The 21,853-nt window shown below is 36.0% G+C and carries 18 protein-coding genes and 1 other annotated feature; of the genes, 6 read left to right on the forward strand and 12 right to left on the reverse strand.

Annotated features, from left to right (window positions below):
- Positions 1-33: 33 nt before the first annotated feature.
- Positions 34-1,854 (reverse strand): oligoendopeptidase F, encoded by a 1,821-nt coding sequence (pepF, locus tag M1D60_RS16120; RefSeq protein WP_456275857.1) that lies wholly within the window; start codon positions 1,852-1,854, stop codon positions 34-36.
- A 221-nt stretch (positions 1,855-2,075) separates the two neighbouring features.
- On the opposite strand from pepF, the gene map reads away from it, so the two are divergent.
- The gene (map, locus tag M1D60_RS16125; protein ID WP_456275858.1) at positions 2,076-2,825 is read left to right on the forward strand and encodes a type I methionyl aminopeptidase; all 750 of its coding nucleotides are present in this window, start codon (positions 2,076-2,078) and stop codon (positions 2,823-2,825) included.
- Positions 2,826-2,896: 71 nt separating this feature from the next.
- On the opposite strand, the gene M1D60_RS16130 is transcribed toward map, so the two are convergent.
- The 3 genes from M1D60_RS16130 to mecA form a co-directional block, all read right to left on the reverse strand.
- Complete coding sequence (locus M1D60_RS16130) at positions 2,897-4,084, reverse strand: competence protein CoiA (RefSeq protein ID WP_456275859.1); 1,188 nt, start codon at positions 4,082-4,084, stop codon at positions 2,897-2,899.
- A gap of 128 nt (positions 4,085-4,212) precedes the next feature.
- Positions 4,213-5,721, reverse strand: coding sequence for a cardiolipin synthase (gene cls, locus M1D60_RS16135; RefSeq protein ID WP_456275860.1), 1,509 nt, complete (start codon positions 5,719-5,721; stop codon positions 4,213-4,215).
- 124 nt (positions 5,722-5,845) lie between these two features.
- Positions 5,846-6,529, reverse strand: coding sequence for an adaptor protein MecA (gene mecA / locus M1D60_RS16140; RefSeq protein ID WP_456275861.1), 684 nt, complete (start codon positions 6,527-6,529; stop codon positions 5,846-5,848).
- Positions 6,530-6,908: 379 nt separating this feature from the next.
- Here mecA and M1D60_RS16145 point away from each other — a divergent pair, with 379 nt between their 5' ends.
- Positions 6,909-7,577 (forward strand): TerC family protein, encoded by a 669-nt coding sequence (locus M1D60_RS16145; RefSeq protein ID WP_456275862.1) that lies wholly within the window; start codon positions 6,909-6,911, stop codon positions 7,575-7,577.
- A 69-nt stretch (positions 7,578-7,646) separates the two neighbouring features.
- Here the strand turns inward: M1D60_RS16145 and spxA are convergent, their stop codons facing one another.
- The gene (gene spxA, locus M1D60_RS16150; RefSeq protein WP_456275863.1) at positions 7,647-8,042 is read right to left on the reverse strand and encodes a transcriptional regulator SpxA; all 396 of its coding nucleotides are present in this window, start codon (positions 8,040-8,042) and stop codon (positions 7,647-7,649) included.
- 386 nt (positions 8,043-8,428) lie between these two features.
- On the opposite strand from spxA, the gene M1D60_RS16155 reads away from it, so the two are divergent.
- Together M1D60_RS16155 and M1D60_RS16160 are read left to right on the forward strand one after the other, a co-directional pair.
- Complete coding sequence (locus tag M1D60_RS16155) at positions 8,429-9,634, forward strand: efflux RND transporter periplasmic adaptor subunit (RefSeq protein WP_456275864.1); 1,206 nt, start codon at positions 8,429-8,431, stop codon at positions 9,632-9,634.
- A gap of 15 nt (positions 9,635-9,649) precedes the next feature.
- A complete protein-coding gene (locus M1D60_RS16160; RefSeq protein ID WP_456275865.1) occupies positions 9,650-12,712 on the forward strand; it encodes an efflux RND transporter permease subunit in 3,063 nt (1,020 codons plus the stop codon).
- 141 nt (positions 12,713-12,853) lie between these two features.
- Here the strand turns inward: M1D60_RS16160 and M1D60_RS16165 are convergent, their stop codons facing one another.
- Positions 12,854-13,432: a GNAT family N-acetyltransferase gene (locus M1D60_RS16165; RefSeq protein WP_456275866.1), complete on the reverse strand. Its 579-nt coding sequence runs from the start codon at positions 13,430-13,432 to the stop codon at positions 12,854-12,856.
- Between the two features lie 234 nt (positions 13,433-13,666).
- Between M1D60_RS16165 and M1D60_RS16170 the strand changes: the two genes are divergently transcribed.
- Positions 13,667-13,855 carry a hypothetical protein gene (locus M1D60_RS16170; RefSeq protein ID WP_456275867.1) on the forward strand — a complete coding sequence of 63 codons (189 nt, stop codon included), beginning with the start codon at positions 13,667-13,669 and terminating at the stop codon, positions 13,853-13,855.
- A gap of 27 nt (positions 13,856-13,882) precedes the next feature.
- On the opposite strand, the gene M1D60_RS16175 is transcribed toward M1D60_RS16170, so the two are convergent.
- Positions 13,883-15,088 (reverse strand): putative glycoside hydrolase, encoded by a 1,206-nt coding sequence (locus M1D60_RS16175; RefSeq protein ID WP_456275868.1) that lies wholly within the window; start codon positions 15,086-15,088, stop codon positions 13,883-13,885.
- A gap of 322 nt (positions 15,089-15,410) precedes the next feature.
- Positions 15,411-15,659, forward strand: a binding site (T-box leader).
- A gap of 52 nt (positions 15,660-15,711) precedes the next feature.
- On the opposite strand from M1D60_RS16175, the gene trpS reads away from it, so the two are divergent.
- On the forward strand, positions 15,712-16,701 hold the full coding sequence (gene trpS, locus M1D60_RS16180) for a tryptophan--tRNA ligase (RefSeq protein WP_456275869.1): 990 nt from the start codon (positions 15,712-15,714) through the stop codon (positions 16,699-16,701).
- Between the two features lie 28 nt (positions 16,702-16,729).
- On the opposite strand, the gene M1D60_RS16185 is transcribed toward trpS, so the two are convergent.
- The 5 genes from M1D60_RS16185 to opp4A all read right to left on the reverse strand — a co-directional run bounded on the left by M1D60_RS16185 (position 16,730) and on the right by opp4A (position 21,787).
- A complete protein-coding gene (locus M1D60_RS16185; protein WP_456275870.1) occupies positions 16,730-17,482 on the reverse strand; it encodes a DUF3603 family protein in 753 nt (250 codons plus the stop codon).
- Between the two features lie 104 nt (positions 17,483-17,586).
- A complete protein-coding gene (locus tag M1D60_RS16190) occupies positions 17,587-17,796 on the reverse strand; it encodes a hypothetical protein (protein WP_456275871.1) in 210 nt (69 codons plus the stop codon).
- Between the two features lie 157 nt (positions 17,797-17,953).
- The gene (opp4C, locus tag M1D60_RS16195) at positions 17,954-18,874 is read right to left on the reverse strand and encodes an oligopeptide ABC transporter permease (RefSeq protein ID WP_456275872.1); all 921 of its coding nucleotides are present in this window, start codon (positions 18,872-18,874) and stop codon (positions 17,954-17,956) included.
- 10 nt (positions 18,875-18,884) lie between these two features.
- Positions 18,885-19,850: an oligopeptide ABC transporter permease gene (gene opp4B, locus M1D60_RS16200; RefSeq protein ID WP_456275873.1), complete on the reverse strand. Its 966-nt coding sequence runs from the start codon at positions 19,848-19,850 to the stop codon at positions 18,885-18,887.
- A 173-nt stretch (positions 19,851-20,023) separates the two neighbouring features.
- Positions 20,024-21,787 carry an oligopeptide ABC transporter substrate-binding protein gene (gene opp4A, locus M1D60_RS16205; RefSeq protein WP_456275874.1) on the reverse strand — a complete coding sequence of 588 codons (1,764 nt, stop codon included), beginning with the start codon at positions 21,785-21,787 and terminating at the stop codon, positions 20,024-20,026.
- Positions 21,788-21,853: the final 66 nt, after the last annotated feature.

The raw sequence follows: 21,853 nt of genomic DNA on the forward strand, positions 1-21,853 counted from the left end.
TTCTTTATTGATTACGCATTTCTAGGAATTGAATTATTTTCCTTCTAACAGCTGTTCCATTTCAGTCAGCTTTTCTTCAAATACCTGTAGAGCTTGCTTGATTGGCTCAGAAGATGTCATATCGACACCAGCCTTTTTCAATACTTCAATTGGGTAGTCAGAGCTTCCAGCTTTTAAGAACTCAAGATAACGATCCACTGCTGGTTGGCCTTCTTCAAGAATCTGCTTAGACAGGGCTGTAGCCGCACTAAAACCAGTAGCATATTGGAACACATAGTAATTGTAGTAGAAGTGAGGAATTCGTGACCATTCCAGTCCGATTTCTTCATCAATCACAATTTCGTCTCCGAAGTATTTCTTATTTAGTTCAAAATACATACTTGTTAGTAGATCAGGCGTTAATGCTTCTCCTTGTTGAGCTTTTAGATGAATATCATGCTCAAATTCAGCAAACATCGTTTGACGGAAAACCGTACCACGGAAGCCTTCTAAATAATGATTTAACAAGTAAAGACGCTTCTGCTCGTCATCAATTGTTTTTAATAAATAATCGTTGAGCAGGTTTTCATTACATGTAGACGCTACTTCTGCCACGAAAATCGAATAGTTGCCATATACATAAGGCTGTGTCTTTCTTGTATAGTAGCTATGCACAGAATGTCCAAACTCATGAGCCAGAGTGAAGAGATTATTGACATTGTTTTGCCAGTTCATAAGAATATATGGATTAGTTCCATAAGTCCCTGATGAATACGCCCCGCTACGCTTACCTTTATTTTCCTGAACATCTACCCATCTATTTTGATATGCTTCTGTTAAGATTCCTTGATATTCTTCACCAAGTGGAGCTAAACCTTTAAATACAAGGTCCTTTGCCTCATCATAGCTAACCTCCATTTTTACATCCTTTACAAGAGGTGTATATAAATCATACATGTGAATCTCATTAAGTTTTAATACCTTTTTTCGTAATGATACATATCGGTGTAATAGGTGAAGATGATCGTTAATCGTACCCACAAGGTTTTCATAAACCTGTTCCGGGATATTGTTATTGCTCAACGCTGCCTCTCTTGCAGAGTTGTAATTTCTAACACTTGCATAGAAGTTATCCTTTTTAACAGTACCTGCTAACGTGCTAGCAAAGGTATTTTTATAGTTACCATATGTTTCGTAAACTTTTTTAAACGCTTCTTCACGGACTCGTGGGTCACTACTCTCTAAAAAGCGAATATAACGGCCATGTGTAATTTCTACCTCTTCACCGGTTTCATCCTTAATAGCTGGGAACTTTAAATCGGCATTATTCAGCATTCCGAATGTTGTGCTAGGTGTGCTTGTTACATCGGAAGCCTTTGCCAAAAGAGCCTCTTCTTTCGCACTCAGAACATGTGGACGAGTTCTAGTAATATCTTCAATTGCATGCGCATATACTTTTAACTCATCTTTTTCAGCAATAAAAGATTGAACCTTTTCTTCTTCTAATGCTAGAATCTCAGGAACAACGTATGAAAGTGCACTCGAAATTTGAGTATATAAATTTTGAGCGCGGTCATTTAAGCCCTGGTAGTGGGAATTTGTAGTATCTTGATCATATCTCATATGAGCATAGGTATAAAGCTTCCCCATTCTCATCAGTAGTTCATCTTGATATGTAAGTAATGCTAAAAAAGTATCGGCCGATTCGCCAAGTTTTCCTTCAAACTCACTTGCTTTAGGAATTAAAGCTTTTACAGCTTGAAATTCAGCTTCCCATGCATCATCTGTTGTAAAAATATCTTCGAGTCTCCAAGTGTCACCATGTGGAACTTCGCTTCTTGTCGGCAATGTTTTAGTTGCTGTTTGTTCAGTCATTGTGTATACCTCCTAATGCATTGTAAATAAACATAAATTAATTGAGAAATCTTCATCTCTCATACCTATTCGATACTTATTAGTTTATTCCCTCTTTTATAACACTTATAATAGTTTTTACGAATATAATTTTTTATATCCTTTTCTTCAACGTTATAATAAAGAAAAGTTTAGTAAACGGTGGTTATAACCACTACTTAGATTAAAAGGAAGTGAACAACATGATTACATTGAAAACGGAAAGAGAAATTGGCTTAATGCACGAAGCAGGTAAGCTTCTTGCAGCCTGTCACAAGGAAATTGCGAAGCTTATTAAACCTGGAATATCAACAGCAGAGATTGATGAATTTGTAGAGGAATATTTAGCAAAGCATGGTGCCACTCCTGAACAAAAGGGTTTTCGTGGATACCAATATGCAACATGTGCTACCATAAATGATGAAATTTGCCATGGCTTTCCAAGGAAGGAACCTTTAAAGAATGGTGATATTGTCACTATTGATATGGTTGTCAATCTAAATGGTGCATTGGCGGACTCTGCCTGGACCTACGCAGTTGGCTCTATCCCAGACCAAACACAAAAGCTATTAGATGTAACAAAAGAAGCTCTTTACCTAGGCATTGAAAAAGCTGTGGCAGGAAACCGGATTGGTGATATTGGCCATGCGATTCAAACCTATGTTGAAGCTGAAGGCTTCTCTGTCGTCAGAGACTTTATCGGGCATGGTATTGGACCAACCATTCATGAGGAGCCACAGGTTCCACACTTTGGTCTCCCCCATCGTGGATTACGGTTAAAAGAAGGAATGGTGATTACCATTGAACCTATGGTCAATATCGGTGATTGGCCATCTAAAATGGATGATAACGGATGGACTGCTCGAACAGTAGACGGATCCCTATCTGCTCAATATGAACATACCATCGCAATTACCAAACAAGGACCTATTTTATTAACTGAACAGCTGTGAGTGAAAGAGTCATGCATGAGCGCATGACTCTTTTTTTAATCAAAGGATCATTATGCTAAAAATTGTTGTATTTATATAAACAACTTCTTATGTTCTATTAACAGACTGGAGTCCCTCTGTAAAGCCTCTTCAAGATTCTTAGGATAGTGACAAGCCTCCTTTCTAATAAAGGTTTTTCTATTTATACGAGTTAAAATCCCCATCTCTACTAAAGCATGTAAATACTCCATAATAGCAAAGGAATAATGTCTGTTTGCTATAAGTGGCAGTTCCCTTAGGTAAAATGGTTGATTTCTCTTTTTTTTATTGAAGTAATCATAGACAGCTTGGAAGCTGAAAGGAATAGAAAAAGGTAGGTTTTCAATATATTCAATCAGGATCCATGCCTGCCAAACAATCGGGGATGTTTGAATCCAATACATGGATGGGACTGGAATACCTACTTCTGAAGGTAGTAAGGAAGGGTAAATTTGTTTTTGATATAAGAAAGTGAGTAGTTTTTTCATATTATGAGAGGGGTACTGGGTACAATTAAGTCTCCAGCTTCTTTTCATTGTCAACCATTGTTGAGCAGGAAACGGACCATCAAGTTTTCTTATGAGCAAATCACTGAAGGAAGTTTCACTTGGAGATAGTATTTCTAGATTCCCAGTTGCTTTAGAGGCCGATAGAGGCAGTAGATTGTGGAGGAGAAGAAAATTATTTGATTCCGAACAGTAGTAAAGTAAACATGGCTTTTGGTGAGTTAGTCTAGTAAACATCCAATCAAACGGAGAAAGCGAGAATTGATTTTGATCCAGCCGTTTTAATCTTTTGCCACCTAGAATCCAAATTGGTTGATAGCCATTTAGCAGATAACCATCTGTTCTTTCTTTAAATTGTTTAGAGTCAATGGTTGAACATTGGTATTCAATGACGGGATTAGAAGGATGAGTAGGAAGGTAAAGGTCGGGCCGCTGTTTTACTATTTTTAAATAGGGCTCTAATACTGGCTTGAAGGCTTGATTATTAAGCCATTGATAAAGCTGAAGTTTTCCATTTAAATGATAGGCTGATTCTGGTTCGGAGAAGGATTCACATTGGGTAGATTTAGAGTGTGCAAAATGGGGAATTCTCTGTTCTCCTATCCGCAACAATACAACTTCCTTACAAACAGGACATTGGAACACCTCGTCATTTCTTAACGAGATTAATGCATCCCTTGTCCACTCATTGGTCATAGAGAACATTACACCTTTCTTATTTTGGGCTACTAACACAAATAATTTCAACTCCTTTTATCATTTCTTCTTTAAGTTTCTCTTTTAGTCTTTAAAATCCTTCTTCAATAATTAAAAATATCCTTATTAAGCATGTAAACAAAAAAAGCAGTGCTATACACACACTGCTATAATAACGGAGAGAGTAAACGTGACAATGATTCAAAAAGCCTTTCATAGATAGAACGTTTATTAAATGTATGACCCTCGATTGCTTTTGAATTTTTAACATCTTGATTGAATTCATGAACCAACGACTTAATGCTAGTTGTTTCATATAAGAATGCGTTAACTTCAAAATTCAAATGAAAGCTTCTCATATCCATATTTGATGTACCAATCGATGCTATTTCCTCATCAATAATAATAAATTTACTATGCATAAAGCCCTTCTGATATTCAAAAACCTGAACTCCTGCTTCTATTAAATCTGGATAGTAAGAACGTGATGCGTAAAACACAATCCGCTTATCTGGTCGTTCAGGAGTAATAATCTTAACATCCACTCCACTTAAAGAAGCTATTTTAAGAGCTGAAAGTATATCTACATCAGGGATTAAATAAGGGGTGGCAATACAGATGGAATGCCTTGCTGATGAAATCATCTCAAAAAATAGATTTTTAATTACTTCCCATTCATTATCAGGTCCACCTGCTACTAATTGAACGGCACCCCTATCATTTACATGCTCAAATGAAGGAATTAAGTATTTTGAAGATAGCAATGTTTCATTGGTCATGTAGTACCAATCCTGAAGAAAGATGACTTGTAAACTTCTAACAGCTTCTCCTTCAAGATATAAATGAGTATCACGCCAAAACCCAAAATATTCATTCTTCCCTAAGTATTCATCCCCTATATTAAGTCCTCCAACAAAGCCTTTCTTACCATCAATCACAATTATCTTCCTGTGGTTCCGAAAATTCACTTTATGGTTTAAAAAAGGTAATTTAACAGGAGAAAAAGGAACAATTTGTACATTGGATTGCTGTAATGAATGAATATAGGTTTTAGATAATCTCCAGCTCCCCACAGAGTCATAAAGAAATCTAACCTCTACTCCTTCACTGGCTTTTTGGATAAGGATATCCTTTATTTTGTTTCCTATTTCATCATCTCTTACTATGTAATATTCAAGGTGTATGGACCTGGTTGCCTGCTTTAATTCTTGTAGAATTCTAGAATAGGTTTCAGTTCCATTGGTCAAAACCTCAGTATGTGTATTCTGAGAGATCGGAGTTTTCCCTAATCGCTTTGCTAAATGATATAGACGGTATTGATGGCTTTTAAATAGACCTTCTTCCACGTTTGTCATTCCAAGCTCTTTAAGCTCATGAAAGGTTTCATCATCCATCATAGCTTTCTTTCTAAATATCTTCTTTTTTCTAAAGTTCCGGCCAAACACAATATAAAAAACAAAACCAACTACTGGAAAAATTCCTAGTACTATTAACCAAGTAATCGTTTTAGTTGGACTGCGATTCTCAAGAAAGATGACAAACCCTGTTAAAACAGCTAATAATGAAAAGACGATACTGATTAATCCTATAATATGTTGTCCCGTATATGTTTCAATATAAAAAAGGGAAAATAAAACAAACACAATAAAGAGAATAACCTGGATAGTCTGCTTCATAAATAACCTCTTTTCTATAGAGTGCCTTGTAGCATAATGAATTTCTCTTCCACTTTACGATTAATTACCCTTTGATTATAAGATTCTATCTTAAAAAAACCGATTCCTTTTAGAGGGAATCGGTTTAAGGTTTTAATGCGAAATGCTGATTGACTACAGATAAGGCCTGCTCATTTATAATATTTTTCCCATACTCTTCAAGACGGTGTATAGTTAATTGGCTCTCATGTCCATATTCTAGTATTAAACTTAGAATATTATCTAAATTTTGTTCCTCTACTTCTTCATTAAACTCAACAAAGAGGTAATAGGAATTCTCATATACAAATAGACTATTTTGTACATCTTCGAGATTAATTCTATGACTTAAGGAGATAACATCTTCAAAATCACGGAAACGTACTAGGAATTGCAGTGACTCTTTTTCTGCTTCTTCTCCAGCGTCACCTTGATCCTTGTTCTTTGTTTGAAAATGTTGATCTAGTAAAGACTCAATTTTTTCGTCTACTGGAAGATCTAATGCCTTTTCATCCGATAACGATAAATCAAACTTTTGTCCATCCTTTGAGATTTGTGCTTTAGTGACAACTACCTCAATCCCTTTATCAAGGGCCTGAACCTGGATCCAAAGTGGACCTTCAACGGAGAACTCTTCTTGATGATGAACCTCATCCATCATTTCCCAAAAAAGTTCCTCACTTCTTTCGCGATTATACCAGATTTCTTCACGGTCAAAACCACGATCTTCGATATCACCGTATGTTATATAAAACTTAACTGTATGCTCATTGATACGTTCAATTTCCATCTTTACCTCTCCCTTCTTAACCTATTTTTGAAGGGACATACAACCCCCAGAGCGGTCGCTCTATTATACAATTTACCCAATTTAAAGTTATATCAATCGTATCATATTTAAAGGAATAATTCGACTGAGAACTATTAGTAAATTGTATGGCGTAATGCCTTTATCTTGTACTTCTATTTTATGATAAAACTCAAAAATAGGGAAATAAAAACTCCTAAACAATTAAAAACAAACGCATGCCTAGTATTCATTCTACACATTATATTCAATCCGCAACCTATATTAACCCAACTAAAATGGATAGCTTGTTCTCCTTGACAGGCTCTTTGCATATGCTTATAGTGATAAAAGTCAATTTAAAACGGTTAGGGTGTTAAACATGGAGTTAGAATTTCTGACAGCACTTTTATTAATCATTGGTATTGATATCGTATTAGGTGGGGACAATGCTATTGTTATTGCATTAGCAAGTCGGAATTTACCTGAGGCTAAGCGAAACAAAGCAATTTTCCTAGGAACTGGACTCGCCATTGTAGTAAGAATCCTCTTAACAGTTATGGCAGTTTATTTACTACAAATACCTTTTTTACAGTTCGTTGGAGGTATACTCTTAATCTACATAGCTTATAAGCTATTAGTGGATGATGGTGATGATCATAATGATATTCACGCAGGAGTTACCCTTGGTGCAGCCGTTAAGACGATCGTATTCGCCGATATCGTAATGGGATTTGATAATGTAATCGCTGTTGCTGGAGCCGCTCATGGTAATATTTTTCTAGTAATGATTGGCTTACTAGTATCAGTTCCTATTATTATTTGGGGAAGTAAACTTATTCTTTATTTTATGGAACGTTTTTCGGCTCTTGTCTATGTAGGTGGAGGAATTTTAGCGTTTACTGCTGGAAATATGATGGTTCATGAAGAAAGACTTCAGTTATTTTTTAATAACTATGAGATGCTAAAATTAGGACTACCAATCATTACCGTCATCTTACTCTTAGGCACTGGGTATTGGATTAATACCAATAAATTAAAAAGTAGATAATAGTTAAACAAAATGAAAAACTTCTACAGTTGTTGTAGAAGTTTTTCTTATATTCATTATCTATTAAGTTTAGTTAACGAGACGTTGTGCCTCTCTAAGTTGGAAGGTACGTACCTTTCTAGGTAAAAATCTTCTGATTTCATCTTCATTATATCCAACCTGTAGACGCTTTTCATCGATGATGATCGGTCTTCTTAACAGGCCAGGGTTTTCTTGAATTAATGAATATAGATCCTGTAGAGGCAATGCTTCAACATTAATATTAAGCTTTTGAAAGATTTTGGATCTTGTTGAAATGATTTCGTCTGTTCCATCTTCAGTCATTCTTAGAATTTCCTTGATTTCCTTAATAGATAAAGGTTCTGACATGATATTTCTTTCCGTATACGGAATATCATGTTCCTCTAACCATGATTTTGCTTTACGACATGATGTACAACTTGGTGATGTATATAATGTAACCATTAATACTTCACTCCTTTATTTAATATAAGGTATATTTTTAATGATAATGATTTTCATACTTAGTTTAGAATTAATACTAAATAGAAATATTTATATTTATTATAAACGATATTAACAAATAAATATAGGGAAATTTCCTGACTTATTTTGACTTTTTAGTGACTTTTTCGCCTAACTAGACTTATTAATAAGTATGTATACTAATACTACGAGTTTTACATCAAAAAGGTTTCACCTTTCTTCTTCTTTTCCCCCAAAAAATTATTTAAAACATTAATTCTTCACTTTTTTTAAAATAACATAAAAAATTCAAGCTTTTCTTTGTCAATTGTTCCTAATACATGATAATTTTATCTTTAGACATCCTAATAACAGAGGTGAACAAGTTGAAAATTCGTATATATTTAGTCATGAGCATTTTGATCATAATTAGCGGTTGTACTACTAAAGAGATAACAAAACAGGATACCGGTCAGACCCAGCAATTACCCGTTAAAACGGAAATAGTTGCCAATAAGACCATCTCAAATTCTATTCAACTGACTGGGCTTGCTATTCCCCATGTCCAAATCCCTCTATTTACTCCACAACCTTTAACTGTTAATAATGTTCACGTAAAGGTCGGTGATGAGGTAAAGGAGAATGATCTCCTTATCTCTCTAAATAATGAGGTGGCAACACAACAATTAAATAATGCTAAAAGCACAGTAACAAAATTACAAACAGCTCTAAATAGCGCCAAACAAGCAGTCCCAACTGAAGCTCAACTTATGGAAATAAAACAATTGCAACAAGAAGTGGAAACAATCCTTTCACAGACCACCGAATTAATTAACCAAATTGAAACAGGTGAGGTCACTACAGAAAAGGTCCTGAAACAATCCCTTGAAATTTCTATTAAACAAGCACAGCTTGCTAATGCAACTAGTCAATTGCAGCCACTATCTCAAGCATCTATTACAGAGCTTGAAGCTCAGTTAGGACAAGCAAATCAGGCGGTCGAACAAGCGAAAAAGTTAGTAGCTGCAACAGAAATCAGATCACCTATTAAAGGAATCGTTGCTTCTCTGGATGTTGTTGAAAATGGGCAAGCTTTACCAAGTTTACCATTAACAACTGTTATTCAACTTGATCGAATTGATACAACCTTCCAAGTTAATAGCTTTGAAGTCGTTAAGCTAACTCAAGGTACAGAAGTAGATATTTCTTTTACAGGCTTAGAAGAAGTATTCAAAGGGACTATTGATTCTATATCTCCAGCTGTAAATCCTGAAACTAATATGTTTACTGTCATAATTCCGATTGAGAATTCTACTAAGATGATTAAAGGCGGGATGAAAGCAGCTGCTACGGTATACATCGATGAAGTCGAACAAGCATTAGTCATTCCAATCGAGGCTGTCATGTACGACGATAATAAGCCTTTTGTTTATGTAGTTGGGAATGATAAGGCCCTACAAAAACAAATCGAAACAGGAATAAGAGACGGTGAATTTATTCAAGTAGTCTCAGGATTATCTGTTAATGACAATGTGATTACTGAAGGGAAAGAAAGACTTAAAGATGGGGATTCTATCTATGTATCAAATTAAGAGAGAGATGAAAGTATGAACCTTTCAAAATTAGCTGTTTTAAGACCCATTGCCATGTCAATGGTCGTTTTACTTTTACTCATACTAGGTGTAGTTAGTGTCCGTAATATGACCATTGATTTATTTCCTGATTTGACATTTCCTGTTGCTGCCGTAACTGCTACTTATGACGGAGCAGGCCCAGAAGAAATTGAAAACCTGCTTGCTGAACCATTGGAAAACGCATTAGGAACGATTCCAAATGTTGAATCCATTTCCTCCTTCTCACAAAATGGAGGAGTATTAGTAGTAGTCTCCTTCCATTGGGGAACAGATATGGACTTTGCATCTCTTAATATGAGAGAAAAAATAGATGCTGTACGTGATTTTTTACCTGCTGGGGTAGAGTCACCTAGAGTAGTTAGATTTGATCCTAGTGATTTACCAATTATCCAGTTGGCGGTTAAAGATGTAAGTAATGAAATGATTGAAGCAAAACAATTAGCTGAAGAGGAAATTAAACCACAGTTAGACTCTATAGATGGTGTAGCTTCAGTGACCATTGAAGGTGGCGTAGAAAATGAGATTAAGCTCATCGTTGATCCTAAGGAATTAGCCACCTACAACTTAACACTTGAGCAACTTCAACAAATTATAGGATCTGAAAATTTAAATTTACCTGCTGGTTCTATTACTGATCAAAATCAACAGCTTCCAATCAGGGTTACTGGACAGTTCCAGTCCATTTCAGATATAGAATCATTACCCGTTCCAACTAACCAAGGAATTCTTCCCTTGAATCAAATCGTAAAGATTGAGGAATCTCTTAAACCGCATTCTCAGTTAAGCTTTCTTAACGGAGAACCTAGTGTTGGTATCTCAATTTTAAAGCAATCTGGTACCAATACCGTAGCTGTAGCCAAACAAATTGAAGAACGTCTGGACGAAATAAAAGGACAACTTCCTGAAGGAATGGAAATTCAAACTGTTTTTGACCAAAGTAAATTTATTAATCAATCGATTTCAGCTGTAACCTCTAATATGATTATTGGTAGTATTCTAGCTGCACTTGTTCTTTACTTATTTTTACGTAATATAAGAAGCACTTTAATCATTGGTTTTAGTATTCCAATCTCTATCCTCACTACCTTTATCTTTATGTATTTCAGTGGTCATACTCTTAATCTGATTACAATGGGCGGGTTAGCTTTGGGTATTGGAATGATGGTTGATAACGCGATTGTCATATTAGAAAACATATTTAGATTACGCCAAGCTGGTCATTCGATGAAGGATGCAGCCATTCAGGGAACGATGGAAATTGGTCCAGCGATTATTGCTTCTACATTAACTACCATTATCGTATTTTTACCGATTATCTTTGTTGAAGGTTTAGCAGCACAATTATTTAAACCACTAGCGATTATTGTTTCGTTTTCATTATTTGCATCCTTATTCACCGCTCTGATTATCGTTCCTTTATTATCATCTCTTTTCTTAAAAACTACAGAAGAAAAAGAGGAGCAAACGAATCGGTTTACTAAGTTAGTTAATCTATATAATCGACTATTAAAAAGCACTCTTAGACATCCAAAAAAGACAGTGATTATCACTCTTACCTGTGTAATTGTGTCTCTTAGTGGTATTCCTTTCATTGGGACAGAATACTTACCAGCACAAGACCAGAGCTATATCAATATGACTGTTCGTTTACCTGAAGGTCGTTCATTAGATGCAACCTATGAAGTGACAGAAAGAATCAATAAACTAATCGAAGATATAGAAGAAATCGATCTTACTTTCGTCACAATTGGTGGGGGGAATAACTTTTCTGTTGTGGCGGGTACTAGGACTAATCAAGCTAACTACACCATCTTATTAGTGCCGAAGGATGAAAGAAGTGAGTCAGACCAAGAGGTGGCAGAACGTATTCGAACAAGAGTATCAGACCTCTCTTATGCAAAAGTATCTGTCGAGGCTAGTGATGGTGGATTTTCAGATGACCCTGTTTCCTTGACAATTTCAGGACCAGATATTGAAGTTCTTCAAGGAATCGCAGATGATACCATTGAGTTGATTTCACAGGTCGATGGAGTTCGAGAGCCTTCCTCTAATTATACGGAAGGTAACCCACAGATATCAGTAATTATAGACCGTAGCACTGCAAGTCAATATGGAATTGGGAGTGCTCAAATTGCATCTGCGGTTTCAAATGCGACAAGAGGTGTCGTAGCCAGTAGACTTGCTCGTAATGGGGATGAGCTCGATATCCGTCTAATGGTAGAAAACACATACACGTCGTCCATTGAGGATCTATCAGAGTTACTCCTTACATCACCTACTGGACAAAAGATTCCTCTTCATGTAGTTGCCGAGATAATTAGGGATCAAGGACCAAGTCAAATAACAAGAACAGACCGTGTTCGTGAAATTACAGTTAGAGCCTCTATTCTAAATAGAAGCCTCGGAGATGTAACAAAGGATATTGAAGAAACACTCAAAGAAAATATTATATTTCCGTCTAATCAATATAAAATATCTTTTGGTGGTCAGGATGAGCAAATGAATGATGCATTTTTTAAGCTTTCACTTGCACTTGCTTTAGCTGTCGTGCTTGTCTACATGGTAATGGCAGGACAATTCGAATCATTCCTATATCCGTTTATTATCATGTTCTCTGTACCTTTAGCAGCAATTGGGATTATCGTTGGTTTACTACTAACAGATCAACCCTTTGGCGTGGGCTCCCTCGTAGGGATGTTAATTCTAGCTGGAATTGTCGTCAACAACGCCATCGTGTTAGTTGAAACCATTAATCTTCAAAAGAAACGGGGAATGGAAACGATGGACGCCATTATGAGTGCAGCACCTACTCGTCTAAGACCCATTTTCATGACGACATTGACGACCATTTTGGGACTGATTCCCTTAACATTGGGCTTCGGTGAAGGAACAGAAATCCAGCAACCCATGGCGATCGTTATTGTGTTTGGTCTAAGTATTGCAACTCTCATTACATTGCTCTTTATCCCGTCGGTCTATTTATTATTTGACCGAAAAAAGAAAAAACAAGTTGATGATAGTATGGATGTAAGTTGACCTGTGACATAAAGTAAAGTATTTGAGCCAATGAAAAACCCCAACTATTAGGCGATATTCTAATGAATCTAATCACCTAATAGTTCGGGTTATACTTATTGTTTACAATAGATTTTTGATTGAAACTAATTTAAAAATAGCTTACACATTCCTTAAAATATCCTTTTCAGGGTCTTCACCTTCATCAAATGTTAGTACATCTTGAACATCTTGGTAAGCTTCTCCATATAACTCCTTATCTTTGTACGTATGAATAAGCTGATACGTACTCTTCATTCCTTCAAAAATTTGTTCCTCATTCTGATCATTAGGTGACCAGTATAATATTTCTAATTGATTCACTTCGTTTGTCGCTAAAGATTTTCTGCGGTAGCCAATCGAATTAGCGTGTACAAAGCCTTCTCTTTTATAAAATCTTAACCTTTTCGATGAATCCGAGTCGTCATAATTAACAGGCTCAACTTCTAGTATGATTGGTTTCCCTTTTTCCTTAAGTCTTTCGATTAATTGATGACCAAGCCCCATTCCCCTTGCATCTCTAGAGACGAACAGGTAATCGATAAATAAAAAATCATCTAACTCCGCATACATTAACACATGATGTCTACCTTCATCCTTATGATAAATATCTCCCTGTTCCTCTAGTAAAATCTCCATATGTTCCTTAGACTTCATCTCTTCAACTGGAAAATATTGATTTAATTTCTCATACCAATTCATTAATCTTCTCCCCTCCTAAAAAATTCATCTTGTTAATCGCTGTATTTACTATATAGGTTTCTACCAAAATTTCAAACTTCTCTTTAACAAATAGCCCAGTTGTATATACAATATCGTATTCATTTTCAGAATTGATCGTGTACTTCTCTTCTAAAAGTTAATTTGCCCCTCTTTTCTTTTGGCTAAACATTGACTACAATAGAAGTAGATGCCATTTCCTTGGAGGTACATATTATGGTCGAATATATAATTGACTTTAGCCTAGTTGCCCTATTAGTCATTGGGCTAACTGCTATTATCGGTGTCCTGACTAATGGGATCGGTGAAAAGCTTGCTGGTGGAGAAGGAGATCCAGAGAGCTTTAATCAATCAGCGAACACACAAACGGGCTGGAATAGTGTAGGCGGTAAACGTAAAAAGTAAACTGCACCCCTGAGGGGTGCAGTTTTCTCATTGTAAAGGCGTAAAGTCAACATTTTCTGTATAGGTATTACCAGCATTCCATAATAGGAATTCGTTAATTCCATTCTCATTTAATGCTCTAATTTGTGCTTCAACCTCTTCTTTACCATACTTTTTGTAATTCCCCGCACCCAAATAGGAAGCTGTAAAATCCTGAATCCAAGGCCTTGAAATCGGTGGATTTTCCAGTTCTTGAAGTTTTTGATTTTCTAACTTAGCATATTCCGATACGAGCTTATACGGTTCAAGATCTGGCTTAGCGATTCCGAAATAAGAAGTCCAGTGGCTTGGATAAATCATAGAAGAAATTACATCTACATGCTCTGATATCTTGGTGAAATTTTGACCAATCCCTGGAGCTTCAGGCAAAGTAGCGGTATAACCAAAAATATCTACTGATACCTTAACGTTATACGGCTCTAGCTTTGTTTTTGCATATTCGACAAAATCAGTGACAGCTTTGACCCTCTTTTGGACGTTTTCAAGAGGCATGTCAGTGTAATCTCCCATGTCATAGCTAAGTTCTTCATCTCTTTTTTCAAAACCTTCTGGGAAACGAACATAATCAAATTGGATTTCTTGGAAACCAAGCTTCGCTGCTTCAATTGCGATATCTACATTATGATCCCATACTTCCTTTAAAAACGGATTGACAAACGATTCACCTCGTCCATTTTTCCAGACCTGACCATTTTCTGTAAAAGATAAATCAGGACGACTTTCTGACCATACACTATCTTTAAATACGACTACTCTTGCTATTGGATAAATTTGATGTTCCTCTAATATTTTTAATTTTTCTGTTACATTTCTAATATAAGGTTTGCCAATTGGATATAATGGAGAACTTTCTTCTGGTACATAGGTCAGATGTCCCCAATCATCCTTAATATCGACAACCATTGCATTTAATTCTGTATCATCCATTAGCTTAACTAGCCGTTCAAAGCGGCTACCACCAAATGAGTGCCCCGTGACATAAACACCCCTAATGGCATCAGGATACTCAAATATATATCCTGAATCAAACATGAACCTGGCAAGTTTTTCAGGTAATAGCTTTTTCTCTAGGGAAATACTTCTATACTTATGGTCTTTACTTATTCTTGTGGTTTCTTCAGCATGTGAAACTCCTGTTTGCAAGAAGCTTACACACACTAATAACATCACAACCTTTTTCAAGATTTTTCTCATATTTAGTCTCCTATCTTTGTTACTTTTGTTTTTACTTTGAAAAATTTCAAAGTTAGGTCAATAAGACTTTCTACAAAGGAATAGGTAAACCTAAACATATCCTATATATCATCATATGAACGACTTGTCATCGCTCATGCAGCATAAAAAGATTTTCTACACTTATTGTTTCACAATATGAGATGTACATTATATATTCTAGTGGCCAAAATGTATAATGTTGGAAATTACATAGATAAAGGAAACACATATTTAAATTTTTTTAGCAAATACTTGATAATAGATGATACTTTTTATATAATAAGTAACAATTAAAAATTAAAATAATGTGATGATAAAGAATAGTATATGTACTTAATTCCTTCTCAGAGAGCCTGTATTGGTGGAAGCAGGTAAGGGACTACATAGAATGGCCTTTTGAACATTTAAACCGAAATGAGCAATCAAAGTAGGCTTTAACGCATGTCCAAGCGATAAAATGGAACCCTGTATCACTAATTGTACAGGAAATAAGATATTTTGCACGAAATGTGAAATAATTAGGGTGGCACCACGGTCATTCGTCCCTATCCATTGGGGATGAGTGGCTTTTTTTATTGTCTAAAAATAGGAGGAACAATAACATGAAAACAATTTTTTCTGGAATTCAACCGAGTGGTACCTTAACATTAGGAAATTACTTAGGTGCACTAAGACATTTTCCTTTGTTACAAGATGAGTATAATTGCTTCTTTTGTGTAGTAGATCAACATGCCATAACAGTTCCACAAGATCGCTTAGAGCTTCGTAATAATATTAGAAGTCTTGCGGCTATTTATATTGCTTCAGGGATTGACCCTACTAAATCAACCCTGTTTATCCAATCAGAGGTACCAGCTCACGCCCAAGCTGGATGGATGATGCAATGTGTATCTTATATTGGGGAGCTAGAAAGAATGACTCAATTTAAGGATAAATCTCATGGAAAAGAAGGGGTATCTGCGTCTTTACTTACTTATCCACCCTTAATGGCTGCAGATATTCTTCTATATAATACAGATTTAGTTCCAGTTGGAGATGATCAAAAGCAACATATCGAATTAACCCGTGATCTCGCTGAACGTTTTAATAAAAAGTATAATGATATCTTTACAATTCCTGAACCTAGGATATCTGAAGTTGGCGCTAGAATTATGTCATTACAAGAGCCTACAAAAAAGATGAGTAAATCTGATGAAAACCTTAAAGCAACCATCTTTATTCTAGATGATGAAAAACAAATTGAGAAAAAAATAAAAAGCGCAGTAACTGATTCAGAAGGAATTGTAAAATATGATAAAGAGAATAAACCTGGTGTATCTAATCTTCTTACGATTTATTCTATACTTTCTAACAAAACAATTGCTCAACTTGAAGAAGAATATGATGGAAAAGGCTACGGAGAATTTAAGGCGGATGTTGCCAAGGTTGTCATTGATACACTAAAGCCGATACAAGAAAAGTATCATGAGTTAATAAACTCTAAGTTATTAGATCAATACCTAGATACTGGCGCAGAAAAAGCTAATGCCGTAGCAACGAAAATGCTTCGTAAGATGGAAAATGCGATGGGGCTTGGAAGGAAAAAAAGATAACAAAACAAGGGATGCATAGGCATCCCTTTTAGTTTACTCTTGTTTCATGTTCTAATTCCCAAAGCTTTTCAAAGAATGGTTGTCCCTTAATTAGATTCTCACATAGCTGAACATGTCGTTCACTCCAGCCATACTGGACCTCCTCAATAAGGTTGTCCCATACTTCATCAAGGTCCATCTGCTGAATATCATTATATTTACCCGGGTCCCAATCTGTGTACCAATAACGTATTTCTGCTATATTTTTCGAATTATATAACTGATCAAGTGCCATGAAAAGTAATTGTTTAAGCTGGCGCTCCTTACGAGTCAACCCACTCATATATTGAGGAGATAAAGAAAGTATATGGTATTCCTTGTATGTATCAATCTTTGTTGCATTAAACTGATAGTTTGTTGGATCGAGGTCTGAAATCATATCGTACACTAATTGTTCTTGTCTTGGAATTAATCTACTTTTGCGAATCGGTATATTGTACCCAATGGTATCAACTGCTAATATCCCAGTTCCATCTGTTATAATAAAACAATAATCTAGTTGGATACGTTCATGATTTTTGCGTAAATATGCTTTATGAAATACATCGTTCATCAGCTGACCTGGGATTTCCATTAAATCATTCTCAATGTAATGAAATAATGTAGAATCCACTTTAATTAATGGTACTTGGTCTAGTAATTCGACTCGATCATCCTTTCTCCACTCATGGAAATGACATACATTATAGCCATTTTCTTCACCCTCAAACCAATTTACCCATACATCATGCAGATACAACATCTATGATCCCTCACTTTATATCTGTTTGTTATGAATCAGTATAGGCAGAAGTTGTCTAATTTATTCCATTCAGGGAAAGTTCTTGAATAAGAAAAAGTGTTTACCTAATTTTTGGAAATAGGGATATAAATACTCATCCATAATATTGATACTCCGAGTGGTAAGAGATAGCATTCGACTCTACCTGATATAAATAAGAAGTATTCATAAAATCCATGTCCGTGCGTTAGCACATTTAAATAGGCTATTGTAGATACTCCTCCAACAACTGATATACCAAATCCAATTAGAAATAGAAATAATCTAAATACCATTCTTCCCCAACCTCTCCGCCTCTTTTCAAAAGTTAAGGTCTTGTCCATCTTCTATTTAATATATGATGAGAGGTAAACAGTATGTCCTAATTTAGCTCAAAATTTTTTATATACAAGCAAAAAAGCCATCACTGTGAGTGATGGCTTTTTAGTTCTATTAACGGTTTGACTTAGGATTAAATGCATCCTTTAGACCTTCACCTACGAAGTTAATAGAAAGGATTGTTAAAGTAATAACAGCTGCTGGCGGAATCCAAATCCACCATTTCTTACTTAAAACGTCTGGGCTTCTTGCTTCTTGGAGCATGTTACCCCAAGTAGGAGTAGATGATGAAACTCCAAATCCTAAGAAGCTTAATCCAGTTTCAACAACGATCATAACAGCTAATAATAATGTTGCTTGTACGATAATTGTTGACATAACGTTTGGTAATAAATGCTTCGTAATTACTTTGAATGGTGAACAACCGATAGAAATAGCACTTAATGTGTACTCATTTTCCTTCTCGGCTAAGATTTTACTACGGACTAGACGAGCAAGTCCTCCCCACGAAAGTAAACTAATTACGATGATTAAAGTCCAGATTCCAGAACCTTGGAAAATCGAGTTTAATACGATAACAAAGATTAAGAATGGGAATGTTAAGATAAAGTCAGTAAAACGCATCAGGATATTGTCAATTCTCCCACCAAAGAAACCGGCTGTTGCACCAACTAATGTACCGATTACAGAGATACAAAAAGTAATCGTAAATGCTAATGTTAATGATACCTGACCACCATAAAGCAAACGTTGAAATACATCTCTTCCTGCTTTGTCAGTCCCGAAAAAGAATTCAGATGAAGGTTCTTTAGCCATTTGAGATAGATTAACTTTCTGTACTTCTTCCATTGGTACTGTAAGAAATTGAGCAAACATCGATACAAAGGTAATGAAAATAAGGAATACTAATCCAAGCATTGCTGGAATATTACGTAAAAACTTTCTTCTTGCAATCGCCCATGGAGATTGTCCCTTTGTTACATTATTCTGTTTATTTACCACAACTGAGCTTTCGTTATTAGTAACTGGTTCCATGGTTTCACCTCTATTCTAATCTAATACGTGGATCAACTAATCCTAGTAGTATATCCGCGAGTAAGTTTCCAATTAGTGTAAAGATTGTGAGCATTAGAGTAATCGCTAAAACTACAGAATAATCACGTGCTGTAATCGATTCAACAAATAAATAACCAATTCCAGGGTATGTGAAGATTGTTTCTGTAATAACAGCTCCACCTACTAAACTAGCAAAGTCAAAACCGATAAGCGTTACAATTGGAATTAATGAGTTACGTAAAATGTGCTTATTAAAAATCGTTGATTCTTTTGTACCTTTTGCTCTTGCAGTTCTTACATAATCTTTTCTCGCACTTTCAATCATATCATTACGTAAAAACTGAGTATAACTTGCTGTTGCAAATGCACCTAAACAGATTGCTGGAAGTATAGTGTGCTTGATTTTACTTAAATAAAACTCAAGTGTGCCAGGCTCTACACCGATTCCGATACTACCTGTTGCAGGAACCCATCCTAATTGGAATGCAAAGATCCAGATTGCAACTAATGCAGCCACGAAGCTTGGAATCGCTAATCCTAAATAGTTGTAAAAGGATATTGCATAATCTCCTATACTGTATGGGTGACGACCTGCATAACGTCCCATGATAAATGCAAGAACATATGTGATTAATAAAGCAAATAAGGCTAAGAATATAGTGTTAGGTAAACGAGATCCTATTAAGTCCATTACTGGCATTTTATGATTAAATGAATCGCCAAAATTTCCTTGTAGAATCCCTCCCATCCAGTTTAAATATTGTTCATGCACAGGATCATTCCATCCCATTTTCTCACGCATTTCTTCAATATATTCTGGACTAGAGTTTAATGGATCTACTTTTCCAGTTAGTGCATCACCAGGCATTAGCTTAGCTAGTGTAAAACACACCACTGAGATAAGAAAAAGTAATGGAATCATTCCTAGTAATCTACGAAGTGTGTAAATTAGCATTATGAATTCCCCTTATCTGTTGTTTATTCTTATTATGCTCTTACTGTCGGTTGTCCTCCACATTATCTTCAATACGTGGGGGATAACCGACAGTAAGAACTAACTTTCGTTCTTTAAACAAACACTTGGTGGGAGTTTCCTCCCACCTAGTGAAATGTTCATTCAAGTGTCAATTATTCTTTAATCCACCATAGGTGAACATCTTTTTGTACTGTAAATGCGTTAGCATCCGTACCTTGTAGACGCTCATTAACTGCATAAACATCTAATGGTTGGAACATGAAAATTGATGGAAGTTCTTCGTTTACAAGTTTTTGCCACTCGTAATAGATTTCCTTACGGTGTTCAAGTACATCCTTACTAGCATCTTCAGGGAACTTAACACCAGCTGCGATTAACTCATCAGACTTTTCATTATACCATCTCATCATATTCCATTTAGAATCACTAGACCAAATACCTGCTGGATCTGGATCTGTTGCTAGACCCCAAGCACCATTGAATGTTTCAATAGTTGGATCATCAGCATCGATTGAATCATAGAATAAGTTGAAGTCTTTTAATGCTCCACCATTTAGACGAGCATCAAGTCCTACATCCTTCCAGTTTTGAAGAATGTATTGTGCACGTGGCTCAGCAGTTGAAGTTGAGCTCATAGCATCAAAGTTAATAGTTAACTTTTCACCATTTGGATCTTCACGGAATCCATCTCCGTCTGTATCAACATAACCAGCTTCGTCAAGGATTGACTTAGCTTTTTCCGGATCAAATTCATATGCATTGATTTGATCGTCAGGAATCTTAGCCCATGATACTGAAGGAAGTGGTACGTTTACAAGTTGACCTAAACCATTAGAGAATCCATCTAGGATACCTTGACGGTCTAAAGCATGTGCCATTGCATGACGTAAAGCTTTGTCTTGGAACTTAGGATTGTCAGATACTACGATACCAGCTTCGTTATCATAATGTCCGAAGTCAAATCCGATATAGCTATAACCTAAGCTTGGCTCTTCATGTAATGTTAAGCCTGGAAGTTCTGAAATTTCAGGGTACTGATCAGAAGGAGCTTCCATAATATCAACTTCTCCACTTTCAAGTAATCCACTTGCAAGTGCTGGATCAATAACTTTATAAACTACACCATCAAGTAGTGCAGGACCTTGCCAGTAATCATCAAAGCGTTCGAATTCGATCATTTCTCCAGGAACGATATTCTTCACTTTGAACGGACCAAACCCCATTGGGTTTTGACGAACTTGTGGAGAATCGATCATGTCAGCAACTGCTATGCCTTCATAGTGGTCTTTGTGCATTGGGTATACCCAAATGTTATCAAGAAGGTTTACAACTGGCTCTTCAACAGTAACAGTAATTGTGTAATCATCAACTACAGTAATACCTTCGATTGTGTCAGCTGTGCCATCTTTGTAAGCTTGTGCACCTTTAATCATAGAAACGTTAGTAAAACGAGTTCCAGGGTAATCTGCATCAGAAATTACATACCAAGCAAATTCCATATCCTCAGCTTTTAATTCATCACCATCGTGCCATTTAACACCTGGCTGAATTTTGAACGTTAATTGTGTTTGATCTTCGTTAAATTCCCAATCAGCCACGTTAGGCTCTGGTAATAAGTCATCACCAGTTGAGATTAATGCTTCAGCCATAAAGCCTAATGCAAGAGAATCATCTTGACCTTCATAAAAAGCAAAGTCTAACACACCTTTAAAAGCTTGTGTGAAAGCGTAAGTTGCTACTCCACCTGCTACAGGCTCGTCAGTAGCTTCTTCTTCTTCTTCTTCAGTTGTGTCTTCACCAGTAGTTTCTTCTGGTGTTTCTTCAGTAGTTTCTTCGTCAGTTCCACCACTACACGCAGCAAGGAACATTGATAGTACTAATAGCATAGCTACTAGCCATAATACTGACTTTTTCATTGATTTCCCCCCAATTGATTTGAATATTTCTTTAAAGGTTGATTAAGCAAGAACTTAGATCTGTCT

The organism is Bacillus sp. AK128 (assembly GCF_053903075.1).

Excerpts from the sequence above, each read along its gene's own strand:
- pepF (WP_456275857.1), bottom strand. The coding sequence starts at position 1,854 with ATGACTGAACAAACAGCAACTAAAACATTGCCGACAAGAAGCGAAGTT.
- map (WP_456275858.1), top strand. The coding sequence starts at position 2,076 with ATGATTACATTGAAAACGGAAAGAGAAATTGGCTTAATGCACGAAGCA.
- cls (WP_456275860.1), bottom strand. The coding sequence starts at position 5,721 with ATGAAGCAGACTATCCAGGTTATTCTCTTTATTGTGTTTGTTTTATTT.
- mecA (WP_456275861.1), bottom strand. The coding sequence starts at position 6,529 with ATGGAAATTGAACGTATCAATGAGCATACAGTTAAGTTTTATATAACA.
- M1D60_RS16145 (WP_456275862.1), top strand. The coding sequence starts at position 6,909 with ATGGAGTTAGAATTTCTGACAGCACTTTTATTAATCATTGGTATTGAT.
- spxA (WP_456275863.1), bottom strand. The coding sequence starts at position 8,042 with ATGGTTACATTATATACATCACCAAGTTGTACATCATGTCGTAAAGCA.
- M1D60_RS16160 (WP_456275865.1), top strand. The coding sequence starts at position 9,650 with ATGAACCTTTCAAAATTAGCTGTTTTAAGACCCATTGCCATGTCAATG.
- M1D60_RS16165 (WP_456275866.1), bottom strand. The coding sequence starts at position 13,432 with ATGAATTGGTATGAGAAATTAAATCAATATTTTCCAGTTGAAGAGATG.
- M1D60_RS16170 (WP_456275867.1), top strand. The coding sequence starts at position 13,667 with ATGGTCGAATATATAATTGACTTTAGCCTAGTTGCCCTATTAGTCATT.
- M1D60_RS16175 (WP_456275868.1), bottom strand. The coding sequence starts at position 15,088 with ATGAGAAAAATCTTGAAAAAGGTTGTGATGTTATTAGTGTGTGTAAGC.
- trpS (WP_456275869.1), top strand. The coding sequence starts at position 15,712 with ATGAAAACAATTTTTTCTGGAATTCAACCGAGTGGTACCTTAACATTA.
- M1D60_RS16185 (WP_456275870.1), bottom strand. The coding sequence starts at position 17,482 with ATGTTGTATCTGCATGATGTATGGGTAAATTGGTTTGAGGGTGAAGAA.
- M1D60_RS16190 (WP_456275871.1), bottom strand. The coding sequence starts at position 17,796 with ATGGTATTTAGATTATTTCTATTTCTAATTGGATTTGGTATATCAGTT.
- opp4C (WP_456275872.1), bottom strand. The coding sequence starts at position 18,874 with ATGGAACCAGTTACTAATAACGAAAGCTCAGTTGTGGTAAATAAACAG.
- opp4B (WP_456275873.1), bottom strand. The coding sequence starts at position 19,850 with ATGCTAATTTACACACTTCGTAGATTACTAGGAATGATTCCATTACTT.
- opp4A (WP_456275874.1), bottom strand. The coding sequence starts at position 21,787 with ATGAAAAAGTCAGTATTATGGCTAGTAGCTATGCTATTAGTACTATCA.